Below are 17,528 nucleotides of genomic sequence, written 5' to 3'. Positions count from 1 at the left end.
AAGGCCACGCAGAGGCAGGTGGGCCTGCCCTATGGCGGAGCGTCTACTGGCGTGCGGCGTCAAACAGGCGGTTGACCTCATTCCAGTTCACCACCTCCCACCAGGTGGTGAGATAGGCCCCGCGATTGCTCTGGTGCTTCAGATAATAGGCGTGTTCCCAGACATCATTGGCGATGATCGGCGCGCCCTTGACGGGGGCGTCGTCCATCAGCGGATTGTCCTGATTGGGCGTTGAGGTGACCACGAGCTTGGCACCGTCCCAGACCAGCCAGGCCCATCCTGAGCCGAACCTCTGGGCGCCGGCGGCCTGAAAGGCCGTCTTGAAGGCCTCCATGGACCCGAAGTCCTTGTTGATCTGCGCCATCAGCACAGCACTGGGCTCGCCCCCTTGACCCTTGGGCGCCATCAGCTCCCAGAACAGGGTGTGGTTGTAGTGCCCCCCAGCATTGTTGCGCAGTACCGCAGGATGCTTGGAGGTCTCCTGATGGAGGTCCAAAAGGGACTTGCCAGCCAGGCCAGGGGTCGCTGCCAGGAACGCGTTGAGATTGTTCACATAGGCCTGATGATGGCGGCCGTGATGAATGCGCATGGTTTCGGCGTCAACCAGCGGCTCCAGGGCGTCATAGGCATAGGGCAGCGGGGCAAGGCTGAAGGCTGCGGCCGGTGCCACGGCGGCCGGCGCTTCGGTCGCCGCTGTGGCCCCCTGGGCCAAGGCCGGGCTGGACAGCAGGCAGGTGCCCAGAAGGGCAAGGCGAAGCGCTTTAGCGGACATAGGGAGGCTTCCTTCGGGGTTGGATCGGGCAGGTCCACGCGACCTTATCGAAACGCACCGCCCATGGGCGACCCGTGTCGACATCATGATAGCCAATCAGGACGAAAATCAGACCCGCTCGGGAGGGATCAGGCGCCGGCCTTGCGCATCAGGTCCTGACGTTCCTCCAGGCCGCGATGCAGCTCCACCAGAACACGGGCGGCGAGGGGGTTCTCTTGGATTTGCCGCCAATAGGCACCGACCTTTGGGGCCTCTTGCAGGGGATCGGGCACATCAAAGGTCGGGGTGACGTTCTCTACCAGGAACAGGGCCGGGACCAGGGTGCAGTCGGCCAGGGTCAGGGCACCGCCCACTGCAAAGCCGGAGCCATCGAGATAGTGCTCCAGGGTGCGAACGCCCCGGGCGGTCTGGCCGGTCAGCAGGTCGCGGACGGCCTCACTGCGGGTGGAGCGCCGGCCCTGGGGGATGCACATGAAGATGTTGTTCATGACGTAGATGTCGGCGATCCGCGAGATCGTGCGGATGCGGGCCCGTTCCCGGGGTGAAGTGCCCAGCAGAGGCGGGGTCGGATAGACCTCCTCCAGATACTCGCTGATCACCTCCGACTCGGCGATCACCTCATCCCCCAGGTCGAGGGCCGGAATGCGGGCGATGGGGGAAACCTTGCTGAAGCCGGCCTGGGGGAAGCCAGGCGGCGGCGCCAGTTCAATATCTTCGATGCCCTTGGCGTAGATCTGCATCCGCACCTTGGCGGAATAGGGGCTCAGGTCCCCGCTATAGAGTTTCATCATCGGCCACTCCCCTGGTTCCCTGGGCCTTGATAGCCCTTCGCCACCCCGCAGGGTGATACAGGTCTAGAGCATTTTCCATGCCCTGTGACGGGCTGAGCGGCGACCGGCTCATCCCTCCAGCAGGGCCAGACCCGCAGCGAGGGCGATGGCCTGGGTACCAGCAATAGCGGCCAGCCGGGCCCCAAAGGGCTGTTTGCGGGTCTTGTGGCGCAGGATCTGCTGGGCCGCGAGGGCCGCTGGGGACCCGCCCAGGGCGGCAAGTCCCAGGAGTGTGCGCTCAGGCACCCGGCGGCCACCGGTCTGCGCACGAACCTTGTCCAGGGCGAAGAGGGCGAAGGTGGTGCCGTTGATGATCGACAGGCCCAGCAGGGCAAGCATCGACATTCCCGAACCTCGCGCCAGACAGACCAAGCCCTTCACGGCCCGACCACCAACAGTTCTCATGGGAAAACTTGGTGGGTGCAGTAGGATTCGAACCTACGACCCGCTGATTAAGAGTCAGCTGCTCTACCAACTGAGCTATGCACCCATCGCGTCGGAGCCCGATTGACGGGGGTCCCGGCGAGGGCGCGGAACATAGCCGGATTTCCGGGCTTGGCAAGCGAGGGACTGAGAGTTTTATGGCGCGACGCGATCTGACCGGGGCGGTGGACTTCGCCTATCTGGAATCCTATGCCGCCGGTGACCTGGGCGTGGTGCAGGAAGTCCTAGAACTGTTCCGTCAGCAGGCCAGCCTGTGGGCGCCGATGATTGTCCCGGGCCAGGAGGGCTGGCGCGACGCGGTCCATACGATCAAGGGAACGGCGCGGGGCATCGGGGCTGGTGCCTTGGCTGCAGCCTGTGAGGCCGCCGAGGTCGAGGGGGAAGGCCAACTGGCGGCGGTCCGTGACGCCCTGGACGCCGCGCTCTCCGACGTGGCGGCCTATGTCCACGAGCTGATGCTCCGGTCCTTGAGGTCGCCGAGCGGGGGCTGATTTGCACTGACCAGGAGGGTCAGTGGGCCTTGCCGCCATCCATCTCGGTGTCGTCGTTGGCGCTGGCCCCGTCGGCACCGATCTCTTTGCCCGAGGCGCCGTCGTGGTCGGCCTCTGGGGCGCTTTCGGGGGGGGCTTCGGCGTCATACTGTGCCAGCACCCCGTGCAGGCCAAGCAGGGCGTCCTGAGTGACCACAGCATGGAGCCACACCTCGTAGCGCCCGTCATCCATTGGGCGGTAGTTCAGATGCGGGGGCTTGCTCATCGCGGGGTCCGAATCGGCAAAGGGGTCGTGGGCAGCCTAACCCATGGCGGAGGATCGGGGCCCTGATGAGGTTGCAGCCCGTCGAACTCTATCGCCTGGCGCGCAAGGTGACGGCGAAAACACAGGGATTGAGCGAGGCAGGGGTCCGGGCCATGGCCGTCCGGCCAGCAATGGGTCTAGGATCGGCTCATCCGGAGCGCCGCAGGGTGCCCTCAAGGAGTGTCCCGATGAAACGTGCCCTCACTGTTGCCGCCGTGGCCTGGCTGGCCTTCGCCCCTGCAGCCCTGGCGCAGAGCCCGGCCGGTGAATTCTTCGATGCCCTGGGCAAGCTCTGCGGCCAGAGTTTCTCGGGCAAGGTGGCGGCGGGCAACGAGACCGATGCGGCGTTCCGGGAGGCCCAGTTGGTGATGACCGTGGCCAGCTGCAGCGCAACCGAAATCCGGGTTCCTTTCCATGTGGGCGAAGACCGCTCGCGGACCTGGGTCATCACCCGCCTGGGCGAGGACCGCCTGCGGCTCAAACATGACCATCGCCATGCTGACGGCGTGGAGGACGAGATCTCGCAATATGGCGGCGACAGCCTGGAGGCCGGATCTGCGGGCCGTCAGAGCTTCCCCGTGGATGCAGACTCCATTGCCCTGTTCAACCGCACCGACCGGACGGTGTCCAACACCAATGTCTGGTCCCTGGAGCTGTCGCCCGAGACCTTCACCTATGAGCTCGCCCGGCCAGGCCGCCTGTTTCGGGTCGACTTCGACCTGACCCAGCCTCTGGCCCCTTAAGGCTTGTCCTAGCGGACGATCAGTTGGCGGGGCTCGAAGCTCAGGCTGGACTCGAAATCCGCGAACATGTCGAACAGATCCTCAGTGGAGATCTTTGGCCGCGCCCCGACGGGGAAGCGATAGCGCCAGAAGCTGACAATGTGGTCGACGCTCCCCAGCCGCTCGCCAAGTTCATAGAACAGGCTGGGCGCTTTCAGCAGAAACTCCCGGAAGGCGGCGGGTTTGCCGTTGTGCGTCAGGTCTCGATAAGCCTTGTCATAGACCTTCAGCGTAGACCTGACCGTCATGCACGCCGCATCGACCGATTGGATCAACCGTTCCCTGGCAGCGTCCATATAAATCCGGTCTTCCAGATTGGGTTTATCGACGGGGCGCACAGAGGCAATCTCATCAGAGACAGGTTTGATCTGGGGTAGAAGGTTGTTCAGGGTCCACTTGTAATAGATGAATCCCTTCCAGCAGAACACGCCCTCCTCAAAGGCGTGCTTCTCCATCCCCAGTCCAAGCCGCAGCGGGTCAAGATCAGCGTCAGACGAGTTTGACATGATCTTGTGGGCCAGTTTTTCAGCCTTCTCGAACAGCCGGACATCCAGATCGTCAAAGGTCAAGCCAACCAGGGGGCGAAGTTCCTGCCGGACAAACTCAAACATCTGAGCAGAGTCGGCCTCAGACAGGTCAAAATAGCAGCGATCGGGGGTGAACTGCTCCTGCCGGAGCCGTTCGCGCATCAGAAAGGGATCCAGCGAAGGCAGGCCATCGAGCACGTTGAGCAAGGCCTCATCTCGGCGGTCAGCGGACAGGTCGCCGGTGGCCACCTCCTCCAGTAGCGAGCGGTAGCCCGTCTGATGAATAAAGAACGAGCGCGCCCCTACCCGCAGGTCCGCAGGGTCCAGCGGCAGGATCACCTTGGTGGCGTTGGTCCTGGACGAACCCAGCAATTCCATCTCATCGGCCCGAAGCCGGTGCTTCAGGACAATGGCCCGATTGAGGACCGGGCTCTTAAAGAACGGATGCTCGACATAGGCGGACTCACCTTTGTGCTTCCGCCAGACCGCCGTCAGGTTCAACGCCCGAGCCGTCGAAACCCCAGACTGCAGGCTGAGGAGACTTCGCACGGCACGGTTGTTGTTGGTTCGAACCTGACCCATTCGCGGTACTCTAGTGCCCCTCGCTCCGACCCGAGCCATAGGGCCTAGACCATTCAGAACTATGAATCGGAACCGCAGGGCTGCCCCAAAGTCACTCGATATGAGTTGTGCTGGGCGCGGGAACACAGTTGCCGCACCATGACGGGGCCTACCGCGCCTGACCCTGGCTTGCGGCAACTCACTCGATTTGGGTGGACCCTATCTGGCCTCGTTCAAGGTCCAGGCGGCGCAGGTCGACAGGCCTGAAATCCATGCGCGGCATGGCTCGAACAGGCCCGTCAGCACTCCAAGAGCGGGTCTAAAGGGGGCGTCACGGCCAACCCTTGAGCGCCCGGGCGCGCGGCGCCTGGTCGTTAACATTAGTATGTCGTTAGGGAGTGCTCACCTAGCCGTTGAGCGTCGTTATCCGTCGCATCTGGCGGGGGCGAGCCTGGCAGCCTTAGGTGGGGGTCACCCATTTTGATCAAAAGGAAGTCCGCCCCGCTTTTGGACCAGAGCCTGGCTGGTCATGCCATGGACGTGCTCAGCCTGGCGGCGTTGGTGACGCTTATCGCTCTGATTGTGTTGCTGGTTTTGCGTGCCGGTGACGATCTGGCGATGGCGGAGAGTCTGCCGGCTGTCCTGGCCGGCCTGATCGCTTCGGGGCTGATCTTGCTGCGACAGTGGAAGAATGGGCGCAATGCCGAACGGGCGGCGCGGGGCACCACCGCCTATCGCCAGCACCACGATCCGGTGACCCAACTCCTTAACGCGGACGGCTTCATCGAGGCCCTTGGCCGGCAGACTCAAGCGCCTCATGGCCAGGATCAGTCTCTTGTGGTGGTCTCTGTCCGGCTTGGGCGGTTGAGGGACATCTACGACCGGCTTGGTGATGGCTGCGGGGACGAGGTTCTGCGCGAGTTGAGCCGTCGCCTGGTCTCCGCCTTTGGCGAGCGCAGCAGCGTTGGCCGCATCGGCGAGAACATGCTGGCGGTCTTTCATCCGGCCACAGGCGGCATCCGGCAGGCCTTGGTCGGTGGCCAGATCAACAGGCTGATGGACCTGCCAGTGGCGACGCCGGTCGGTGAGGTGGTGGTTCCCAGCACGATCGGCGTCAACTTCATCCATGCGCCAGGGATCGCCCCCCGGGACGCCATCCGCCAGGCTCGCCTGGCCAACGCTGCGGCCCAGGCCTCAGGGGCGGCCATGGCCTTCTTTGACGACTCTCTCGATCACGCCCAGCGCCTGCAAATGGACCTGGAGGTCGAACTTCGGCAGGCGTTGCAGACCGGCGATCTGCAGATGGTTTATCAGCCCCAGATCAATGAGACGGGCGCGACCATCGCCGTCGAGGCCCTGATGCGATGGCCCCATCCCACCCGGGGCCAGATCTCTCCGAGCGTGTTTGTGCCCATGGCGGAGGCGGCCGGTCTTGGCGAGGCCCTGGGCCGTTACGCCATGGACAAGGCGTTTGCCGACTCCAAGCTGTGGCCGGGGCTGCGAACGGCCATCAATGTTTCCCCGATCCAGCTACGGTCCCCAGCCTTCATGTCCACGGTCAGGACCTTGCTGGAGAAAAACGCCGTCAAGCCAAACGACTTCGAGTTCGAGATCACCGAGGGGGTCGTGCTTGAGGCCGACGCGGTGGTCCTCCAGAACCTGGAGCATCTGCGCAAGATGGGCTTCCAGATCGCCCTGGACGACTTCGGCACCGGCTATTCCAGCCTGAGCTATCTGGGCCGCTTCCCAATCGACAAGATCAAGATCGACCAGTCCTTCGTGACGCCCCTGGAGGAACGCCAGGATGCTGCGCCGATCATCAAGGCCATCAGTGAACTGGCGTCCGCCGTCGGGCTGAAGATCCTGGCCGAAGGCGTCGAGACCAGGGGCCAGCTCGAGGCCCTCCGCGCCCAGGGCTGCAACCAGGCCCAGGGCTACCTCATCGGTCGCCCCATGGCTGCCAGCCAGATCATCGAGTTCCAGGCCGACGCCCAGGGCGCAGATCACCCCCAGAAAGCCGTCGCCGCCTAGGGGCGGGTCCGGACGGCGGTATGTCGGCGACGAGGATCACACGTCACACGATGTCAAAAAGAACATGTCGTGGGGACCAGCGGGTTCAGGACGCCAACTGGACCGCCTCGGCCAGCACAGCCAGCTCGGCCTCGGCGACCGTGCGCAGGTCGAGCAAGACAAGATCCTGGTCGATCCGGCCAAGCACGGGCGTCGCGCCGGTGCGCAGGCGCCGGGCGAAGGTTTCGGCGCTGAATCGATGACTCCGAATTGCGACCGCCCGGCTGGGCAGGGCCTGCATCGGCATGGCTCCGCCCCCCGCATACCCTTGGGTGTCCTGCAGAGTGGCCTCAAGCGCCGGCGTAGCCTCGATCGCGGCCATCAGCACTGCCGCGCGCGCGGCCACCATGGACACCGGTTCGGTCAGCATCCGCAGGACAGGGATGCGACTCGTGGGATCGGATGGCGGTCGGTAGAGGCGCAAGGTGGCGGCCAGGGCTGCGACCGAGAGTTTGTCCAGGCGCAGCGCGCGCGCCAGCGGGTGACGGCCCAGTCGATCGACCAGTTCCCGCCGGCCGACCGCGATCCCGGCCTGGGGCCCGCCCAGCAGTTTGTCGCCGCTGAACAGCACCAGATCGACGCCCGCCTTGAGGCTATCCTGCACCGTCGGCTCGCCCGTGATCCCGTAGGGTGCCAGGTCGACCAGCGCCCCACCGCCCAAATCCTCCACCAGCAACAGGCCGTGGGCGTGGGCGAAGTGGGCCAGGGCATCCAGGGCCGGCGCGCTGGTGAAGCCAGTGATGCGGAAATTGCTGGGATGGGTGCGCAGGATGATCCGCGCCGCAGGATGGTCGGCCAGGGCCTGCTGGTAGTCGCGCAGGTGCGTGCGGTTGGTCGTGCCCACCTCGACCAGCGCCGAGCCGCTCTGAGCCACCACGTCGGGCACCCGGAACCCGCCGCCAATTTCCACCAGCTCGCCCCGCGACACGATGACCGGCGCGCCCTCGGCCAACGCCGCCAGGGCCAGCAGCACCGCTCCGGCGCAGTTGTTGACGGCTAACCCGGCCTGGGCGCCTGTAACCCCGGTGATCAGCGAGTCCAGATGTTCGTGCCGCGCAGATCGCCGGCCGCTCTCCAGATCCAGTTCGAGATTGCCATATCCCGCCGCGGCTTGGGCAGCCGCCACGGCCTCCGGCGCCAACGGCGCGCGGCCGAGGTTGGTATGGATCACCACACCAGTCGCGTTGATCACCGGAAACAAGCTCTCGCGCGCGCCAGCCTCCAGGCGAGTACTGGCGATCGAGAGCAGCTCGGCGACCGTCGGGGCCACTTGTCCGCCTGCCGCGAGGGCGGTCCGGGCCTCCCCCAGGGCTTCTCGCACCGTCCGCGCCAGCGCCTCGGCACCGAACTGCGCGATCAGTGGCCGGGCGCCAGCGTCTCCGCACACAACGCCCACAGCCGGGAGGCGGCGGCGCGGGTCCGCGCGAACGGTCTCGGAGGCCTTGGGTGAAATGGGGCGTCTCCCGTTGTAGCCCCAACCTTACAGACCGGCCTCGGCCTTTGCCAAGCCGACCGGATGACGTAGTGGATTCCCCGATGTCCGCGCCGGCCCAACCTCCTGAACCGCCATCGACACCCCTCAGCCTCGCGGTGATCGGCCACGTCAACCATGGCAAGACGGCGCTGGTGCGGGCGCTCACCGGCTTTGAGACCGACCGACTGGCGGAGGAGAAGGCGCGCGGCCTCTCGATTGCTCTGGGCTTTGCCTGGCGGGACTATTCGGGCGGCGGCATCGAGTTCCTGGATGCGCCGGGACACGAGGACTTCATCCGGGCGATGGCGATGGGCACCGCAGGCGCCCGGGCGGCGCTTCTGGTGGTATCCGCCGTCGAGGGCGTCGGCCGCCAGACGCGCGAACACCTGCGGATCGCCAGTTATCTGGGTGTCCGGGCCGGGTTGGTGGCGATCACCAAGTCAGATCGGCTGGCGGCGGAAGACCGGCCCGCGCTCCAGCGCCAGATCGTGGACGATCTCGCCGACAGCTTCCTGAGCGGGGAGCCGGTGGTGTTCTGCTCAGCGGTGACGGGTGAAGGCCTCGATGCGGTCCATGCCGAGCTTGAGGCGCTGGCCGCCCGGGCTCCGCGCCTTGAGCCGCTGTCGGGTGCCTTCCTGCCCCTCGACCGGGTGTTCAGCCTTACCGGTGCCGGCACGGTCGTCACCGGTACGCTTCAGGGCGGGTCACTGAAGTCAGGTGAAGAAGCCCTGCTGCTGCCATCGGGGCGGAGCGTCAGCTTGCGGCAGTTGCAGGTTCACGGCGAGGCCGTGGAGACGGCCGGCCCCGGCGGCCGAGTCGCGGCGGGCCTGCGCGGCGTCGCCGTCGAGCAGGTGGCGGTCGGGGAAGTCCTGTGCGCGCCGGGGGGCTACGAACCGGCCCTCCGGGTTGATGTCGAACTGGCCGTCGCGCCGGACACCCCACGCCCGCTCAAGTCCGGCGACGAGCTGAGGGTGCTGTGGGGCGCCCGGCAGGACATGGCCCGAGTGCGATTGATCGACGCGGCCGCAATTCAAGCCGGCGGCCGGGGCCTGGCGCAGTTGCGGTTCGCCAGTCCGACGATCACTCACGCCGGCCAGCGAGGCGTGCTGCGTCGGCTCTCTCCGGCCGAGACGATCGGCGGCGTCACGGTGCTCGATCCGACGGCGCCCCCGCTGCGCGCCCGGACTCTGGACAACCGTCGGGCGCTGCTTGAGGCGGTCAGCGAGCGCGAACTCGATCAGATCGCCGCCCATTTGGCCGAGCGTGACGGCGGCGTGGTATCGGCAGCGGAGGCGGCGCGGCTCTCGCGGTGCCTTACAGAGCAGGTCCGGGCACGCCTGGCGGGCGCCTTTGAGCGGCTGAACGACGACCTGTTGGCCTCCGAGGCCGCGATCATCGAGGGGCGACGGGCCTATCTGGATCGGCTCGCCGAGGCCCACCGCGATCAACCCATGAAGGCCGGCGCGCCGCTCGGCACCTTGCGGGGCGAACTCGCCCGCGTCATGTCGCCCGCCCTGATCGCTCATGTGGAACAGGGGCTGTCGGCGGGTGGCGATATCCAGCTTAGTCGCGGCCTCGTGGCGCTGAGCCGCCATGACCCGTTCGCCGCCCTGTCCGCCGCCGCGACCCGGCGGGTCCGTGACATCGAAGACCAGTTCCGCGCCGGCGGGATGACCCCGCCGAGCCCCAAGGACCTGGTCGGGACGACCCCTGACGATCCCGCCCTCGTCGACCTGCTGACCGACACTGGAGGGCTGGTCTCGCTGCGCAACGTCGCGCTGCGTCAGACTCTGATCTTCCACGCCGATGCGTTGGACGCAGCTGTCCAGACCTTGAGCGCGGCCTTTCCGCCGCCGACCGAATTCACCACCGCCCAGGCCCGGGAGGCGCTGGCCACGTCCCGCAAATTCATTGTGCCGGTGCTTGAGCACCTGGACGCCCGCGGCGACACGGTCCGAGCGGGCGACACACGCCAGGTGGTCAAGGTGTGGAACCCGAATTAAGGTCCCGACGCTGGAGGTGACTGGAGTCTGGTGGCTTCCCCGGTCTTCAAAACCGGTGACACGTCCCAAAGGCGTGTGGTGGGTTCGATTCCCATCCACCTCCGCCAGAAACGCGATCCGAGGCGCTATCCATGACCGCGACCCCACCGGCCTTCTCCCTGCGCGACATGGCAGGCGGGGCGCGCGCCTTCCCGACCGGTCGGCCCACCCTGATCGCCTTCGTCAAGGAGGACTGCCATACCTGCAACCTGGCCGCGCCGGTGCTGGAGGCATTCCACCAGGCCTGGGGTGATGTCGCCGACATTTGGATGGTCGGCCAGACCAGCGATGGCAATGCCATCCTCAAGGACCGCCACGGCCTGACCCTGCCCATTCTGGACGACAGCGCGCTACGCGCTTCGCTGGCCTGGGGCTTTGAGATCGTTCCCGCCGTCTACTGGAGCGGTCAGGACGGCGTGCTGCGGTCGCCGCTGGAAGGCTTCGTGCGTGCGGAGTGGGAGGCGCTGGCCCAGACGGTCGCCACAGATCTCCAGGCAAGGCCCGCCGCCATCGCATGGGCCGACCTGCCGGACTGGCGGCCTGGCTGCGGCTCCAAGCACCTCGACCCCGAAATCCACGATCGCCTGCTGGCCGAGGCCGAGGGCAGCGCGATCCGCGCACGGCGGATCGAGATCGCCAGCGCCGACGACATCGCAGAGTTCATGTTCGATCAGGGGTTCAGCGACGGCCTGCCGGTCGTGCCCCCCACCCCAGAGCGGGTGTTGCGGATGCTGTCGGGCACGACCCGCGACCCACAGGACATCGTGGCGATCGTGCCGCCCAACCTGGCCCCTGCGACGGTGGAGAAGATCGCAATCAATGCCGTGATGGCCGGGTGCAAGCCCGAATACCTGCCGGTGGTGATCGCCGCGGTCGAGGCGGTCTGCACTGACGAGTTCAACGCCCACGGTGTCAACGCCACCACCATGGGGGCGTCCCCGGTGCTGGTCGTCAATGGCCCGATCCGCGAGCGGATCGGCATGAACATGCGGCTCGCGGCGCTGGGTAACGGCAATCGCGCCAACGCCACCATCGGCCGCGCGCTTCGGCTGGTGATCCGCAACCTGGGCGGTGCCCGGCCCGGCGGTGTGGATCGCTCCACCCTGTCCAATCCGATGAAGTTCACCATGTGCTTCGCCGAGTGGGAGGAAGGCTCGCCCTGGGAGCCGCTGCACGTCGAACGCGGCTTCAAGCGGGAGGATTCGGTGGTTACCGCCTTTGCCATGACCAGCGGCCCTGTGCAGATCGTTGACCAGGACTCTCGCCAACCCGACCAGATCGCCGGAACCCTCGGCCTTGGACTTGAAGGCATGTTTCTGCCCAAGATCCGCCGGATGCCGACCGATGCGCTGCTGGTGGTCTGCCCCGAGCACATCCAGACGCTCACGGTCGACGGTCCCTACTCCAAGCAGCGCCTGCGTGAGCGCATCCAGGCGGTCACGGCCAGGCCGCTGCGCGAGATGGTCGCCAGCGAGGTTTCCGGCGCGGGCATCTCGCGGTCCTCGGCCGCCAAAATGAGCGAAGCCCAACTGGACACCCCTGTCGGCAAGTTTGCAGACGGCAAGTTCATCCACATTGTCGTCGCCGGGGCCGATGCCGGGAAGTTTTCAGCCGCCTTCCACGGCTGGGTGACCGGCCCGATGGGCTCGACGGTCGTTTCCCGCAAAATCGATTGCTGATAGCATCGCGATAGAAGTTTGGAGTCTGCCGATGACGACAATCCTGGACCCCACCGACGAACGGGTGCCCGTCACCCGACAGGTCACCCCGCGCACGGGGGATATCTCCGGCGTGATCGGCCTGCTCGATATCTCCAAGCCGCGCGGTAGCGTGTTGCTGGACGAACTGGAGCGGCTGCTGGCGGCGCGTTACCCCAAGGTGGTGATCAACCGCTACGCCAAGCCGACCTTCACCAAGCCCTGTCCCTCCGATCTCCGGCTCAAGATCAAGGCAGAGTGCAGCTTGCTGGTGGAAGCCCTCGCCGATTGAGGATCCTGCATGACGTGCAGTCTGCACGACATTGTGTGGTTCGAGATCCAGGGCGTCCCCGCCGTCAGCATCGCCTCCAGCGAGTTCGCCGAAGCCGCCGAGGTCCAGCGCAAGGCGCTTGGCATGGAGGATGCGCGCTACGTACTGGTCGACCATCCGATCCAGGACGCCACCGACGACGAGATGCGCGCCAAGGCCCATCAGGTGCTGGAATCGGTCGTGGCAGCCCTGTCGGCTTGATCAAACGGATCTCCGAGGAGGCCGACTGATGATCCGCATCTAGGGCTGCGGCGGTGCCCGCTCGCGCCACGCGCTCTGAACGTCTGGTCCATTAGCCACACCGCGAGCGGCCAAGACCTTTTCCTGATCCCCCTGTTCAACAGGCCGACCGCAGGGGCCGGTTCGAGCTCGTTTCTGGGGAGGTATACGGGGCGTGGGTGGAGCCCGTCAGGCTAACCCACTTTAAGGAGTGGTAGGGTGGGCAGTCTCGCCGTCACCCGTCTCCCAACGCCGGTAAATGTTCTTGTTGTGTTCTTGATCGTCCGAGGCAGTTATATACTTGACAAAGCAGGGTGAGCCGCTAGGTTGTCAATCAAGGAGACGGGACATGCCAAAGTTTCAGCCGGGCCAGATGCTTCAGGGCGTTCAGTGCAAAGGCTGCGCGGTGGCGTTCCCGTTCGAAGATCAAGACGATCTGCCATTGGAGAGCTTTCGGGTGGTGTGTCCGCGATGTGGCGCGGATCACGAGTATCAGCCGGAAGAAACTCGATCCCTTCTGGCGCATCGCAAACAGTGACGTAGCGAACCATGAACCTCACCGATCCAATCTTCACCGACGCAGACAAGGCCCGCGCCCATCTTGAGGCGACCCGCTGGCCCCATGGCCCGATCTGCCCTCATTGCGGTTCGGTTGATGACGCGACCAACGTCGGCGGTAAGGCCGCGCGCGCGGGCGTCTATCAGTGCAACGCTAAGGAATGCCGTCAGCAGTTCTCTGTGACGGTCGGGACTGTGTTCGAACGCTCCAAGGTGCCGCTCAACAAGTGGCTGCTGGCGACCTACCTCATGTCCGCCAGCAAGAAGGGCATCAGCGCCCACCAGATCGGGCGCACCCTTGGCGTCACCTACAAGACCGCTTGGTTCATGTGCCATCGCATCCGCGAAGCGATGAACCCGACCAACCCCGCCCCCATCGGCGGTGAAGGCAAGGTCATCGAAGTCGATGAGACCTATGTCGGCGGCAAGGAGCAGAACAAACACCGCAACAAGCGCCTAGCCAAGTTCGACCATCTTGGCGGCAAGCAAGCCGTCGTGACCCTGGTTGAACGCGACGGTCGCGCTCGTTCGTTTCATGTGTCCCGCGTCACCGCGAAGACCCTGCGCCCGATCATCGTCAAGACCGCCGACCGCGCCTCGCACCTCATGACGGACGGCGCTCGCATGTATCCCGCCGTCGGCAAGGAGTTCGCCGCGCACTCAGCCGTTGATCATGCCGCTGGCGAGTACGTCCGTATGGGCTTCCATCACTCCAACACGGTCGAAAACTACTTCTCGATCTTGAAGCGTGGCGTCATCGGCACGTTCCATCACGTCTCGGAACAGCACCTCGCCCGCTACCTCGCAGAGTTCGATTTCCGCTACAGCAACCGCTCTGGCCTCGGAATCGAAGACGAAGCCCGCACCAACGAAGCCCTTCGCGGGATCGGAGGCAAGCGCCTGACCTATCGGCGGCCTGACGAAGCCGCGCACGTTTAAGCAGAAGGCGAAAGGGCTTCAGCGCATTAGGTCGCTTGGAAAGTAACGCGGCCTTGCAGCTGAAAGTCGTTCAGTCGGCTCAGTCGGCGGTACAGCGATAGGACCACCTTCGCCGCAACCAAGGGGTCATTTCCCGATAGTCGCAAGATGGTACCCCAGGGCGCATTGGGAAGCATCGCGCTAAATTCCGCCCCTTGTACGGCCACGCTCTTCGCTAACGGCGTGTCCTTGTCGAAGTCCGCTGCCTTCATGGAAAGGAGCTTGTTCGCCTGGAGGTAGTTGTAGAGGGCCTTGTAGCCCTTAGCGATCTCAGCCTGCTCAGCCTCAAAGTTCCTAAGCATCGCAGTCACAGCTTTCAGAAGGTCGGAACGACCCTCCAAATCCACGAATCCAGGCGAATGATATTCGAAGCCTCCGAGCCCAAGACGTTCCGACGGCGATTGGGCTTTCCGCATCGTTCGGTAGAACGAGCCGTAACTTCCACCGCCTTGCCACTGCTTTTGGAACGCGCCCATAATCTCCCTTTTATCTTCAAGGGAGGTGATCTGAGACTCAAACTTTTTTACACCGTCCGTAAAGCTATAGAGATCCGAGTACCCGCCGTACAGATCTCCGAAGTCTGAGATCTCCCAATTTCCATCTACTAATATTCTCTCTTCAGCACGACTAACGATCTCTCGGCCAAGCGTCACCTCTTCTGTGAAGTCGTCGGCAAAGAAAGTTCTACCGGGAAGGTACTCCACAGTGGCGGGACTTAGGGGCGTCTCAATAAGTTTAACGTCAGGGCCATCGTCAAGGTCCGCCAAATCTAAGATGAATCTCATCTTGTATTTCGGCTTGAGAAATAAGTACCTAACGCTATACTCTTGCTCCAAAAGGCAATGCAGTTGATCTAGCGTCACTTCCGCGCCGTAGAATGGCTCGTCAAATTCTTCATTAACGATGGCCACGGCGATGATATAGCTTGTACCAGGTGTTTTCAGCAGGATAAGCTTCGGTCCGTCGTACTCGTATAGAGTCTGAACGAAGCGCGCGCGACGGTATGTCTTAGCTCGCAGCATTCGCGTCTTCCTCCGGAGGGACGGGAACGACTTCTACAACGCACTCGGTCAAGCACTTACCAGCATAGCACCAAAAATCGATGTGTACCGTGCCATTCTTAGACTTAGGTTTCGACTTACCAACACCGGCTGGAATACTCAGCCGGGCTACGTGCGTGTGCACCTTCCTCATGTTGGGGATGTTTTCAAGGTACTTATGCCAATCTGCAAGCAGAGAGCACGATGAGAAACCGCACAGATCGGCGTTAGTCCGATTCTTCTGGCCACGCTTTGCGTGCGAATGGAACTCGTCTGGCGAGGCATTACCGCTGCGCAGGAAGCGGTAAACCACCTCTAGCGGCGCGTCACTGGCCGCTTCAGGCGGACACGCCGGCGGCAGTTCCTCTGCGTAGTCTGACAATTCACCCCCCGCTTGTTTTCCGGGGTGTTACTGCCTCAGGTACTCTTTGGCAATCGTGGAGTAACTTTGGACGGGACCGCCCGCTTCGCCCTCGGTGCCTTGTGCGGCTTGTGAGGCGTGTTCACTAGGTTGCCGAGGACGCGCTGAAACTCCGCATCTGCGTCTTCCCGCTTGTCGTCTGCCTTGGATCGATCATTAGCCATGCAAAATCTCTATGACGTCGCGCCGCTCTCGGACAAGGGGGATCCAGAAGATGGCGCGCTGTACGAGGCGGTGGGGCGGGCGCTAACGCAATGGGAAACACTTGAGGGAATCCTCGCCGAAATCTTCGGCCTGCTTTGCGGCGCCAACCTTAGCGAAGGGGGAGCTATCCGCGCATATGGCGTCGTTTCCGCCTTTACTGGGCGCAAGGACATGCTGGATGCCGCGTTTGAGGTGTGCCCGTTCAAAGAAGGCGCTGAGGTATCGACATTACCCGCGCTTCTAAAGCGCGCCAAGATGTTCAGCGCGCGGCGTAATGAGATCGCCCACGGCGTCGTTCTAGGCGTGACTGATAAGGCGAGCTTTCGCGGCTACTACTTAGTGCCGGCTCACTACAATTCCAGAAAGCGCGAGCCGATATCCCCAGATCAACCGGACTTTGCGGATGCAATCAGCCGAATGATATTCGGCAAATACGGCTACACAGCCAGGCAGATTGACGGCTATCGGGAACAGTTTTTTCACCTGACGAGCGACGCCAGCCGCATAGCGCAGGCGCTATTCTCCGCGCGCCTCAAGCAAGGCAAGCACTAGATCGGCCACCTGCAAGCAATGCAGCGGGGCGGCGTCGAAACTGTCCTCAAGCAGGTTCGCCACCGCCTGCTGGAGCGCCGGCCTGTCGAGCGAATCAATAACCGAGCAGGTCTGCTTTGTCATGTATATAACTGCCTCGTTCGAAGCGTTCATGCATGGTTTGACCTCGTGCCGCCGCGGCTTGGCAGGTCGCGCGCGCCGCCACCACAACATGGCGAAGGATGCTCTATGGCGCAGATGCCGAAAGGAGGGCCGCGTTCCGTTCCAGACCCGGCGGGTGAACGCTATGATGAAATGAATACGCAAGACCGGTTGAAGCGAGAGCGCGCTGAAGCCGCAGTCGGATAAGCGCCGGTGAGCCCGACATTTCCCGCCCTGGCGCTTTACCGCGACGTCGGTCGCTACGCCGAGGCGGGGCGTGAAAAGGTCAAGTACTTCATCGACCCTGAGGACTTTTCCACCTGCACCTCATGGCAACTGAAATATGGCGAACGATTGGGCATGGTGCTGGTCGGGCCCGATCTGCGGTGCTGGAAGATTGTCGGGGTCATTGACCAGGGCGTTGTCGGACCATTTTGGGAGCGAGTGTTCCGCTTCCTCGTGCAACAAAGCGTTCATCGGATCGATCAGCAGATCGAGGCGATCGATCCGATGACATTGGACGAGGTGAAGGATCGGGTGGCCGCCTCGATCCAGGTCAATCCTGACGATTGGCGCGACGATGAGGCGATAGCCGGCGAAGCCGGTCCACCCCGAGAGGAACAAGAACTTCTGGATGAACTAAAGGCTTCGGTTCGGGCCGCCGTGTCGCTGCCGCAGATCATCAATGTGCTTTTTTCGGAAAAGCTTGAGGGCTGATACGGGTGCGGCGCTTCCAACCCGGATCACGCGCCCATTTTGGGGACACCGAAAGCGCCCGACGAGCGAACCGCACCACTTCCAAGTCGTGGCGGTTCGCGGAACCAGCCAGCCACGAGCGCCTGTGCGCTTTAAACTGTCGCGCGGCGGCACGGCTCAAATACGAAGGTGGAGATTTTTCGCCCGTGCCTGACAGCGCCAATTGGCTCGAACTGCGACCCTCGGAGCGCTGGGCGCAGGGATGCATTACCGCCTAACCGGCGGACTTCTCGGAGGCCTTCGTGGGGAAGGAATTCACGCCGGTTCAGCGGCGGAAGGAATGGTGGATGCGACAGGGATTGAACCTGTGACCCCCTCGGTGTGAACGAGGTGC

At 64.0% G+C, this 17,528-nt stretch carries 17 protein-coding genes and 2 tRNA genes; 11 read left to right on the top strand and 8 right to left on the bottom strand.

Annotated features, from left to right (window positions below; translation table 11 throughout):
• Nucleotides 1-43 precede the first annotated feature (43 nt).
• From MH112_RS01350 to MH112_RS01335, 4 genes are all read right to left on the bottom strand, one after another.
• The gene (locus MH112_RS01350) at nt 44-772 is read right to left on the bottom strand and encodes a superoxide dismutase (RefSeq protein ID WP_296562914.1); all 729 of its coding nucleotides are present in this window, start codon (nt 770-772) and stop codon (nt 44-46) included.
• Between the two features lie 128 nt (nt 773-900).
• Nucleotides 901-1,563, bottom strand: coding sequence for a glutathione S-transferase family protein (locus MH112_RS01345; protein WP_296562913.1), 663 nt, complete (start codon nt 1,561-1,563; stop codon nt 901-903).
• A gap of 108 nt (nt 1,564-1,671) precedes the next feature.
• Nucleotides 1,672-1,947 (bottom strand): DUF1294 domain-containing protein, encoded by a 276-nt coding sequence (locus MH112_RS01340; protein WP_296562912.1) that lies wholly within the window; start codon nt 1,945-1,947, stop codon nt 1,672-1,674.
• A gap of 69 nt (nt 1,948-2,016) precedes the next feature.
• Nucleotides 2,017-2,092: transfer RNA gene (locus MH112_RS01335), tRNA-Lys, on the bottom strand.
• 91 nt (nt 2,093-2,183) lie between these two features.
• Here MH112_RS01335 and MH112_RS01330 point away from each other — a divergent pair.
• Entirely contained in the window at nt 2,184-2,537 is a 354-nt protein-coding gene (locus MH112_RS01330; RefSeq protein WP_296562911.1) for an Hpt domain-containing protein, read from the top strand.
• A 19-nt stretch (nt 2,538-2,556) separates the two neighbouring features.
• Here MH112_RS01330 and MH112_RS01325 read toward each other — a convergent pair whose 3' ends face one another.
• The gene (locus MH112_RS01325; RefSeq protein WP_296562910.1) at nt 2,557-2,802 is read right to left on the bottom strand and encodes a hypothetical protein; all 246 of its coding nucleotides are present in this window, start codon (nt 2,800-2,802) and stop codon (nt 2,557-2,559) included.
• A 227-nt stretch (nt 2,803-3,029) separates the two neighbouring features.
• On the opposite strand from MH112_RS01325, the gene MH112_RS01320 reads away from it, so the two are divergent.
• Nucleotides 3,030-3,584, top strand: a complete 555-nt coding sequence (locus MH112_RS01320) for a hypothetical protein (protein WP_296562909.1) — start codon at nt 3,030-3,032, stop codon at nt 3,582-3,584.
• An 8-nt stretch (nt 3,585-3,592) separates the two neighbouring features.
• On the opposite strand, the gene MH112_RS01315 is transcribed toward MH112_RS01320, so the two are convergent.
• Nucleotides 3,593-4,732: a hypothetical protein gene (locus tag MH112_RS01315; RefSeq protein ID WP_296562908.1), complete on the bottom strand. Its 1,140-nt coding sequence runs from the start codon at nt 4,730-4,732 to the stop codon at nt 3,593-3,595.
• A gap of 513 nt (nt 4,733-5,245) precedes the next feature.
• Between MH112_RS01315 and MH112_RS01310 the strand changes: the two genes are divergently transcribed.
• Entirely contained in the window at nt 5,246-6,742 is a 1,497-nt protein-coding gene (locus MH112_RS01310; protein ID WP_296562907.1) for a bifunctional diguanylate cyclase/phosphodiesterase, read from the top strand.
• Between the two features lie 85 nt (nt 6,743-6,827).
• On the opposite strand, the gene selA is transcribed toward MH112_RS01310, so the two are convergent.
• Nucleotides 6,828-8,234, bottom strand: a complete 1,407-nt coding sequence (gene selA, locus MH112_RS01305) for an L-seryl-tRNA(Sec) selenium transferase (protein WP_296563269.1) — start codon at nt 8,232-8,234, stop codon at nt 6,828-6,830.
• Nucleotides 8,235-8,317: 83 nt separating this feature from the next.
• Here selA and selB point away from each other — a divergent pair, with 83 nt between their 5' ends.
• The 6 genes from selB (at nt 8,318) to MH112_RS01275 (ending at nt 14,041) form a co-directional block, all read left to right on the top strand.
• A complete protein-coding gene (selB, locus tag MH112_RS01300) occupies nt 8,318-10,258 on the top strand; it encodes a selenocysteine-specific translation elongation factor (RefSeq protein ID WP_296562906.1) in 1,941 nt (646 codons plus the stop codon).
• A 12-nt stretch (nt 10,259-10,270) separates the two neighbouring features.
• Nucleotides 10,271-10,365, top strand: a tRNA-Sec gene (locus MH112_RS01295).
• A 24-nt stretch (nt 10,366-10,389) separates the two neighbouring features.
• Nucleotides 10,390-11,976 (top strand): hypothetical protein, encoded by a 1,587-nt coding sequence (locus MH112_RS01290; RefSeq protein WP_296562905.1) that lies wholly within the window; start codon nt 10,390-10,392, stop codon nt 11,974-11,976.
• A gap of 31 nt (nt 11,977-12,007) precedes the next feature.
• Nucleotides 12,008-12,526 (top strand): UGSC family (seleno)protein, encoded by a 519-nt coding sequence (locus MH112_RS01285; RefSeq protein ID WP_296562904.1) that lies wholly within the window; start codon nt 12,008-12,010, stop codon nt 12,524-12,526.
• A gap of 367 nt (nt 12,527-12,893) precedes the next feature.
• Nucleotides 12,894-13,082 carry a hypothetical protein gene (locus MH112_RS01280; protein ID WP_296562902.1) on the top strand — a complete coding sequence of 63 codons (189 nt, stop codon included), beginning with the start codon at nt 12,894-12,896 and terminating at the stop codon, nt 13,080-13,082.
• A gap of 11 nt (nt 13,083-13,093) precedes the next feature.
• Complete coding sequence (locus MH112_RS01275) at nt 13,094-14,041, top strand: IS1595 family transposase (protein ID WP_296562900.1); 948 nt, start codon at nt 13,094-13,096, stop codon at nt 14,039-14,041.
• Between the two features lie 26 nt (nt 14,042-14,067).
• Here the strand turns inward: MH112_RS01275 and MH112_RS01270 are convergent, their stop codons facing one another.
• Nucleotides 14,068-15,102 carry a hypothetical protein gene (locus MH112_RS01270; RefSeq protein WP_296562898.1) on the bottom strand — a complete coding sequence of 345 codons (1,035 nt, stop codon included), beginning with the start codon at nt 15,100-15,102 and terminating at the stop codon, nt 14,068-14,070.
• 601 nt (nt 15,103-15,703) lie between these two features.
• On the opposite strand from MH112_RS01270, the gene MH112_RS01265 reads away from it, so the two are divergent.
• Nucleotides 15,704-16,297, top strand: coding sequence for a hypothetical protein (locus tag MH112_RS01265; RefSeq protein ID WP_296562897.1), 594 nt, complete (start codon nt 15,704-15,706; stop codon nt 16,295-16,297).
• A 354-nt stretch (nt 16,298-16,651) separates the two neighbouring features.
• Entirely contained in the window at nt 16,652-17,155 is a 504-nt protein-coding gene (locus MH112_RS01260; protein WP_296562896.1) for a hypothetical protein, read from the top strand.
• Nucleotides 17,156-17,528: the final 373 nt, after the last annotated feature.

Source organism: Phenylobacterium sp., assembly GCF_022402485.1.
Lineage (GTDB): Bacteria > Pseudomonadota > Alphaproteobacteria > Caulobacterales > Caulobacteraceae > Phenylobacterium.
This window is presented reverse-complemented; position numbering and strand designations above follow the sequence as displayed.